The sequence below is a fragment of the Wolbachia endosymbiont of Nasonia oneida genome (assembly GCF_009012935.1).
Classification (GTDB): Bacteria; Pseudomonadota; Alphaproteobacteria; order Rickettsiales; family Anaplasmataceae; genus Wolbachia; species Wolbachia pipientis.
Genome location: NZ_QESS01000035.1, coordinates 1 through 3,215, shown reverse-complemented (window position 1 = coordinate 3,215; position 3,215 = coordinate 1). Strand labels below are relative to the sequence as shown.

The window sequence follows — 3,215 nt, the reverse complement described above, 5'->3', positions numbered from 1 at the left end:
CTTCTGGTTCGTTTTTTACCATTCCTTCCTTAACTTAATGGCAGTGGTACCAACTGACCCATAGAAACGAAAAAACTTCCTTGACAAACTCCGCCAGCGCCCTTATCATGATACTGAAGCTATTTATTTATCTTCTCTGTACAGATTAAATGACAAAAAAACTCACGTATCTGGCGTCCCATGTTTAATTTTTTGCACTATGTGCATCTTATGTCTTTATAAAATTTCTAGGTTTTTACCTAATATAAGCTGAAATGCGCTTATAAAGCATTTAAAACATCAAAAAACGCCGATTTAAAAAATGGATAGTGAATAACTAGCTACCCTAGGGTTTCTTTTGCCTTTTTTTCTGTTTAGTAAATTTCTTAATGTTTATAATTTAGATTAGTTGCGGCTTAAAAGCAACTAAATCGCGGTTATTAAGCGTTTAGAATAAAAAAACGCCATACTTGAAAGTATAATGTAAGTAATTAGCCAACCACGGGGCTTCTTTTGCCTTTTTTTTCATTTGGTAAATTTCTTAATGTTTATGGCTAAAGATTGCACGAATGTTGCAATTACAAAAGCGTTTCTACTAGGAGGGTGTCATCCCAGTGCTTGACACTGGGATCCAGCCTTTCTGCAATCTCATCGGAAACGTTGTAACCACTTTCTATACTAGTTTGCTTGTGAGCAACCTGGATCCCAGTGTCAGCTACTCGGATGACACCGAAGGGGCTACTCGGATGACACCATTCTTTTTCCTGGATCCAAATAGTCAAGGCACTGGAATGACAAAAAAAGGAGGCACTGGAACGACAAAGTGGAGTGTCTGCTTCTGTCATCCTATGATAGCTAAAAAGACCTGGTCACGCGCTGGAATGACACCGAAGGGGCTACTGCCCTCTTGGATGGAGACCAGTGTCAGCTACTTAGATGATACCTTTTTTCTACTTAGTTTAGGTTATGCAGAAGTCTAATACAATTATAGAACAAGCTTAAAAATTCTGGTAAAGTAGTTTTATTTACAAAGAAAGAATATGCTACTTGAAATTGAAAAGCGCAGCATAACAAATGCATTGTGGAAGTTGCAAGAAGCAGATCAAAGGCAAATCTTAACTCTTACACAGAGATTTGAGTTACCAGAAATATTAGCAAGAATATTGGTTACTCGTGGTGTTAACATAGAAAATGCAAGCGACTTCTTATATCCACTAATCAGATCGCTATTACCAGATCCCTTTCACCTTCTTGATATGGATAAAGCTGTTTCTCGTATAATACGGGCAATAAAAAATGATGAAAACCTTGCAATATTTGGTGACTATGATGTTGATGGTGCAACATCGTCAGCATTGATTAACAGGTACCTAAGAGCAATCGGTATACACTCTATAATCTACATTCCAGATCGTGTTGATGAGGGTTATGGATTAAACACAGATGCTTTATTACAACTTAAAAAGAATGGAATTGATTTATGTATTTCCGTTGATTGTGGTACGCTTGCATATCAACCAATAGAAGATGCAAAGGCTTTTGGTCTTGATATTATAGTTGTTGACCATCACCTTGGTACGGAAAAATTACCAAGCGCCGTAGCAGTTGTGAATCCAAACCGCCTTGATGAGAGCTCTCCTTATAATAACCTAGCAGCAGTTGGAGTGTCATTTCTGCTAATTGTTGCTCTTAATAAAAGCCTACGTGAGCAAGGATTTTTTACCAATAAAAAAGAACCAGATTTATTTGATCTATTGGATTTGGTTGCTCTGGGAACTGTCTGTGATGTTATGCAGATCACAGGCCTCAATAGAGCACTTGTCTCACAAGGATTAAAAGTTATGTCAACAAGAAAAAACGTTGGCTTGCGTGTTTTATTTGATGCTTTGGGAATCCTTGAAAAACCAAGTTTTTCGCGGTTGGGGTTTAGCATTGGACCGTGCATAAATGCTGGAGGAAGAATTGGAGAAGCATCGCTCGGTGCAAGGTTGCTTTCCACCGATGATGAAGAAGAGGCACATTCAATCGCGCTAAAATTAATAGATTTGAATAATGCAAGAAAAGTGTTAGAAAATGAGGCTCTCTTGGAAGCTACAGCACAAGCGGAAGAGTCTACCCAATCAGGTGCGAATTTTATAATGATAAGCGGCAACTGGCACCAGGGAATAATTGGTATAATTGCATCAAGGCTAAAGGAGCAGTTTCACTTGCCAACAGTAGTGATATCTTTGAATAATGGAATAGGAAAAGCAAGCTGTAGATCAATTTTGGGAGTTGATATCGGTGCTGCAGTCCTTTCCGCAAAGTTTATAAATTTGATTATTGAAGGTGGTGGCCATAGTATGGCGGCAGGATTTTCAATTAAAGAAGACAAAATAAATGATTTGCATGATTTTTTTACTGAAAGATTTTCAAATTCTATAAATGAGAAAACTTTAAAAGCTGATAGTATAGTAACTGCTAAAGCAATAAATTTGTCTTTATGGAATCAATTGCAACGCTTGGGACCATTTGGAGTTGGGAATCCTGAACCAAGGTTTATTATCCAAGGAGCAAAGATAAGAAAGCCTGAAGTTATAGGAGTTGACCATATAAAATGTTTCATCGCTGATGATAATGTTATGGTGAGAGCTATTGCATTTCGCTCTGCAAATACTCACCTTGGCTCTGCTATCATGCAGGGTAATGTTAAAGCCGTTTTGGGTAAAATCTCTGTGAATTACTGGAATGGCAATGAATTTGTACAATTTTTGATAGAAGATGTATTAACCATCAGTTGAGTGTATCTGTTCAGCAGAGTGACAAAATAGGTAGACAAGATAAACCAAAAAATCAAGAAGAAGTGAGTTTACAACAACTGGTGTCATGAAATTATCTGACACTGATTTCCATCCAAGAGGGTGTCATCCCAGTGCTCCTATAATGTCATCCCAGTGCGTGACACTGGGATGACACCCTACTTAACCGTCATACCGCGATTCATTCGCGGTATCTCTTAGCCGCTAACAAGTAGCGGGATGACGAGCTTATCGTCATGCCACTGCGAACCGTCATACCGCGATTCATTCGCGGTATCTCTAGATCCCGCTAACAAGCAGTGGGATGACGAGCTTATCGTCACGCCGCCACGAACCGTCATACCGCCGCGGCGCTAACAAGAGATCCCGCTAACAAGCAGCGGGATGACGGCTGTCGCTTAGCCATAAACGTTAAAAAATTTACCAAACGAAAAAAAA

2 protein-coding genes are annotated in these 3,215 nt (G+C 39.0%); both read left to right on the top strand.

Annotated features, from left to right (window positions below; translation table 11 throughout):
• Nucleotides 1-593 precede the first annotated feature (593 nt).
• Entirely contained in the window at nucleotides 594-959 is a 366-nt protein-coding gene (locus DEF52_RS05875; RefSeq protein ID WP_151808122.1) for a hypothetical protein, read from the top strand.
• Between the two features lie 60 nt (nucleotides 960-1,019).
• Entirely contained in the window at nucleotides 1,020-2,759 is a 1,740-nt protein-coding gene (gene recJ / locus DEF52_RS05870; RefSeq protein WP_151808121.1) for a single-stranded-DNA-specific exonuclease RecJ, read from the top strand.
• The last annotated feature ends 456 nt before the right edge of the window (nucleotides 2,760-3,215 follow it).